The 4,858-nt window shown below is 43.8% G+C and carries 6 protein-coding genes and 1 pseudogene; all 7 read left to right on the top strand.

Features of this window, described 5'->3' with window-relative positions:
• Positions 1–237, top strand: a pseudogene (locus tag ACFINX_RS09065) (phage terminase large subunit family protein); the annotation flags it as partial.
• Between the two features lie 3 nt (positions 238–240).
• Positions 241–489, top strand: coding sequence for a phage head-tail joining protein (locus ACFINX_RS09060; RefSeq protein WP_375612364.1), 249 nt, complete (start codon positions 241–243; stop codon positions 487–489).
• Positions 489–2,033 carry a phage portal protein gene (locus tag ACFINX_RS09055; protein ID WP_375613965.1) on the top strand — a complete coding sequence of 515 codons (1,545 nt, stop codon included), beginning with the start codon at positions 489–491 and terminating at the stop codon, positions 2,031–2,033. The genes ACFINX_RS09060 and ACFINX_RS09055 overlap by 1 nt, the downstream gene beginning before the upstream one ends.
• Positions 2,023–3,096, top strand: coding sequence for a S49 family peptidase (locus ACFINX_RS09050; protein WP_375651440.1), 1,074 nt, complete (start codon positions 2,023–2,025; stop codon positions 3,094–3,096). The genes ACFINX_RS09055 and ACFINX_RS09050 overlap by 11 nt, the downstream gene beginning before the upstream one ends.
• Before the next feature lie 110 nt (positions 3,097–3,206).
• Positions 3,207–3,359: a hypothetical protein gene (locus tag ACFINX_RS09045; protein ID WP_246350187.1), complete on the top strand. Its 153-nt coding sequence runs from the start codon at positions 3,207–3,209 to the stop codon at positions 3,357–3,359.
• Positions 3,356–3,724: a head decoration protein gene (locus tag ACFINX_RS09040; protein ID WP_375647906.1), complete on the top strand. Its 369-nt coding sequence runs from the start codon at positions 3,356–3,358 to the stop codon at positions 3,722–3,724. The genes ACFINX_RS09045 and ACFINX_RS09040 overlap by 4 nt, the downstream gene beginning before the upstream one ends.
• A 12-nt stretch (positions 3,725–3,736) precedes the next feature.
• Positions 3,737–4,813 (top strand): major capsid protein, encoded by a 1,077-nt coding sequence (locus ACFINX_RS09035; RefSeq protein ID WP_375668704.1) that lies wholly within the window; start codon positions 3,737–3,739, stop codon positions 4,811–4,813.
• Positions 4,814–4,858 lie beyond the last annotated feature (45 nt).

The raw sequence follows: 4,858 nt of genomic DNA, 5'->3' as shown, positions 1-4,858 counted from the left end.
TGTAGGGTCTATGCTTATGCGGCTTTACAAGGTCTGATTTCGGCGGGAATAAACCTTAATCGAGAAGTTGATATCTTAGAAGAGCGTTTGGAAAAACTTAAAATTGAAGGTTCTGTAGAGCAACCAACATCTGGGATTTCTTCATTCACTTCTCCAAGAAGATCTCAGATAGCAAAACCTCAAAGGAAACAATCCAGAACAGTGATGAATCCTTATATGCGAGGGGATTGGAGGTAATTTGTGGGTGAAACTTTAGAACCAATTAACAGCAAAATTGACAGACTGGAAAGTTTAAAAAGGCGGCGTGAACAAATTGAAGAGGCTCTTTATTCGGGTGCGCAATCAGTGCGTCACGGCGATAAGCAAGTCAGCAATCGTTCTGTTGAGGAACTTCGCAGAGCGCTTGAGATGCTGAACATACAAATAGCCAACCTTGAAGGGCGCAAGCGTTCACGCGTTTTCTATTTTAATATATCACGAGGCTATTAATGGCTGGTTTTTTCAATAAACTCACAGGCTTTTTTACAATTTCTCGTCAACACAATCCGCCTTTTGAAGCTGCAAGTAAAAGCCGCCGTATGGGTGGTTTTGACCCCGCAAAAAAACATATCAATAAAGCGATTGAAGAATGTGGTGATACCATTGTTGCTCGTTCAAGATGGCTTTATGATAATGAATCTCTTTATGGGTCTGCAACGGAAGAATGGGTCTCTGCGGCTGTTAGTGATGGGATTAAACCTTATCCTCGTATTGAAGGTTTTCAAGAAGAAAAGAAAAAGCTTTTAGACTTATGGTGGCAATGGGTTGATGAGGCGGACTATGATGAAGATGCCAATTTTTATGGACTTCAAGCAACCATTGCACGAGAAGTCTTTCTAACTGGTGAATGTTTTGTAAGACTACATTATGTTGACCTCTACGGGCGCTCTGGTGTGCCGCTTCAATTACAAGTTTATCCCACCGAAATGTTAGACCTTACTTACAATGGACCGGCTGATATTGAAGGCAATTACATTCGTATGGGGATTGAATTTAATGCCAGTGGCAAGCGCGTTGCTTATCATTTCTGGGAACATCACCCCTATGATGATGTCCCTGCAAATATGGCATTTGAGAGCCAAGAGCGCGTGCGTGTCCCTGCTGAAATGGTCATTCATATCAAAGAGCGCCGTATTGCCGGACAATTGCGCGGTTCTCCAAAAATAACGCGCGCTATGACAAAGATCTTTCAACTCGAATCCTATGACGACGCAGAACTCGATAGAAAAAGGACGGCGGCTCTTTTCGCGGCGTTTGTCAAGGACAATTCACCAAACGTCGAAAAATTATCCGATAATCGTGATAAAAACAACGTTGAAGAAGAATACAAAGCACCTGTCATTGCACCCGGTGCATCTCTTTATTTAGGAGAGAATAAAGAAGTTACATTCTCAAATCCTGTTGAGGTTGGTGGCTCTTATGAGGCTTTTCAATTTCGCAATATCTTGAAAATTTGTGCAGCACTTAATATGCCTTATGCCGTTGTGACTGGAGACGTTACGCGGGGGAATTTTTCAAATGTACGCACCTCCATCATTCAGTTTAGACGGCACGTCAAACAATGGCGTGAACATATTATTGCCTTTCAGTTTAACCGCATTGTTTGGGAGCGTTTTGTTGAAATGGCAGTGCTTGCTGGATGCGTCAATTTGCCAGGGTGGGAAGAAAATTCCTTGCCATGGCTTCAATGTGAAAGCTTTGCACCCCCGCTTGAAATGATTGATCCAAACAAGGATATCTCAGCGGAAAAAGAAGAAATTCGTGCAGGCTTGAAAACACGACGCATGGCACTTGCCGAGCGTGGCTTTGATATCGACAGCATTCATGCCGAACTGCAAGAAGAGCACACAGACGCTCGTGCGCGCGGCTTATCTTTTGACACGGATATGGCAGCGACCTCTGATAGCAATCAAGTAATTGATACCGCAGATTCAGAACCTTCTGAAACTTATGAAAGTAACCAAGGCAGTGAGGCACATAAAAATGGTGAATAATCTTGATATGCCGTTTTTGGCATCACGGCTTTTTGGGGTTCCTCATATGCTTGCCTCGACAAAGCTTGATATCATTTTGAATGCTCTTGCACCACGCCTTTTTGAGGGAGAAAAGTTTCCCATTGGGGCTTTTGCGCAAGGGGATACAACGGCTTTAAGACCCCCTGAAACTTATGTAGTACAAAACAATGTTGCCATAATACCGGTTCATGGCACGCTTGTGCGCCGTGGTGCATGGCTTGGGGCTTTATCGGGGCTAACCTCTTATGAAGGTTTAAGCGCTTCTTTTCGTGAAGCCATTGCACAACCTGATGTTCGCGCTGTTTTACTTGATATTGATAGCGGCGGTGGAGAAGCCGGTGGTGTGTTTGATTTGGTTGAAGAGTTTCAAACACTCTCAAAACAATACGACAAGCCCATTTGGGCACATGCCAATGAGTTTGCTTGTTCTGCAGCTTATGCCATTGCTTGTGCGGCTTCTCAAATATGGGTAGCTCGCACAGGGGTTGTGGGCTCGATTGGGGTTGTTTGTGCCCATCTTGACCAATCTCGTGCGGATGAAAAACACGGGCATAAATGGACCTTTGTCTTTGAAGGTGATCACAAAACCCATGGCAACCCTCATGAACCCTTGAGCGATACAGCACAGATAAAAATGCAAGCCGATTGCGCCCTGCTCTACGAGATGTTTGTCGATTTGGTGGCGCAAAACAGACGCTTAAATGCTGCTGCAATTCGTGACACAAAAGCAGAAACTTTTATAGGCACCCAAGCGATCACGCTTGGATTAGCAGATGCGCAGGGCACCCTTGCGCAAGCTTTGGAAGCCTTAACGGATTCCATATCACAAAACCCAACATCAACAGAAAAAGAAGGACAAAACACATGGCACGCACACAATACCGCGCTGAAGAAGATGATGACGAAAAGATCGTCGACATCATCAATGACGAGGAAGAGGACGAAGACGATAGTGACATCGACAAAAACGCCGAAGACTTCGACGATGAAGAAGAAAACGAAGATGAAGATGAAGACAATGAGGACAAGCAGGAAAACATAAAAGCTGCTCTTGAAAAAGAAAGAAAGCGCGCAAAAGCACTAACAACCCTTGAAAGGCAAGCAAAGCACTTAGGCGTTTCTTTTGACGCAGCAAAAGCTATTCAAAACGGTATGAGTGTCGAGAAAGCACGCCAGTGTGTGTTGACGGCTGCTAGCTCTCAAAGCGCGTCTTTAAAAGTCTCGCCTTATACCCCTCATAGTGATGGGACGAGCAAGGCAAAGATTTATGCAAAATGGGAAGCAGCTTGGAGGGCAGTGAAATGACGAATATTATTTATGACGACGTACGCAATGGCGCTTATCTTGGACCCTACGACCCCGATATGTCAAATGAAGAAGTGCTGTTTGCATCAGGAGCATTCATTGAAGCTGGAACTGTCATGGGGAAAATTACAGCATCACAAAAATATACCCCCCTTAATCCAGCAGCAGCAGATGGCAGTCAAATCCCTGCGGGGATTTCTTTTGCCACTATTGACGCAACAGAAGCAGATCAACGTGCCGTGATTACAGCACGCTTATGCACTGTAAAAGCTTCTGAACTACTATGGCCAGATGCCATCACGGATGAGCAAAAGAAAGCAGCCATTCAGTCTTTAGAAGACAAAAACAACATTCTATTGCGATAGGAGAATGCACACATGGATATGAATTTTTTTAAACATGATGCTTTCTCAAGCATCACAATGATGAAAGCCATTGAAAACTATGAGTTTCAACCTGGTCTTATTAGCTCTCTTAATCTTTTTGAGGAAGTTGAAACCAGTACCACAGTGGTTGGTATTGAACGGCGTGATAATACATTTTCGCTTATTCAAACCAGTGAACGTGGCGCACCTTTGGCAGAAGGTGATAGAGAGGGTCGTAATCTTCGGTTTTTCAAAACAACACGGATTGCCAAAAGTGATACCGTAAAATCAGAAGAAATCCAGAACCGTCGTGAATTTGGCGCAGAAGATCAGTTAGAGACAGCAATGAAATATATTGCCAGAAAACAAAAGAAACTGATTTCTGAAATAGAATTGACATGGGAAAATATGCAACTTGGCGCTGTTCAAGGGGTGGTTCTTGATGCCGATGGCTCTGTTATTGTCGATTGGTACAAAGAATGGGAAATCGCACCACCAAAGCCCATTGACTTTAAACTAAATACAGAAACAACCAATGTTGCTGACAATGTTGATCAAGTCATTATGAGGATGATTGAAGCTTCAAAAGGAGCATTTTCTGATCGTTCGCGGATTATTGGGCTTTGTGGTAATGAATTCTTTTCCAAGTTGAAAAACCATAAAACAATTCGTGAGACCTATTTAAACACAGCCTTAGCACAGACACTCAATAGCGCCGGAGGTGTTGCAACACCAAGTTCGATTGGCTCTGGGAGCTTTGGTAGTTTTGACTTTGCAGGTGTCACTTTCATTAATTACCGGAGTATTCACAACTATAATGTAAGTGCGAAGGCTGGAACAAAGCGCGCTATAGGCATTAAGCCTGATGAATGCCAATTCTTTCCTGTTGATGCGCCTGGTGTCTTCCAAAAAACCTTTGCTCCTGGTGAAAGCTTGGATTTTGCCAACACGGTTGGAAGACCTCTCTACACGATGCTTATCGTCGACCACGACCGTAATGCATGGGTAAAACCTGAAGTGTATAGCTATCCGCTTTATATTTGCACCCGCCCTGAAATGCTGTTTAAAGCAGTGATTGGAGCGAAATAACATGCGGTGGAACGGGCTGCTAAACCAAATGGTTAAAGATGTGCG

The organism is Bartonella sp. AP36NXGY (assembly GCF_042195865.1).
In the GTDB taxonomy this organism is placed as follows: Bacteria; Pseudomonadota; Alphaproteobacteria; order Rhizobiales; family Rhizobiaceae; genus Bartonella.
This window is presented reverse-complemented; position numbering and strand designations above follow the sequence as displayed.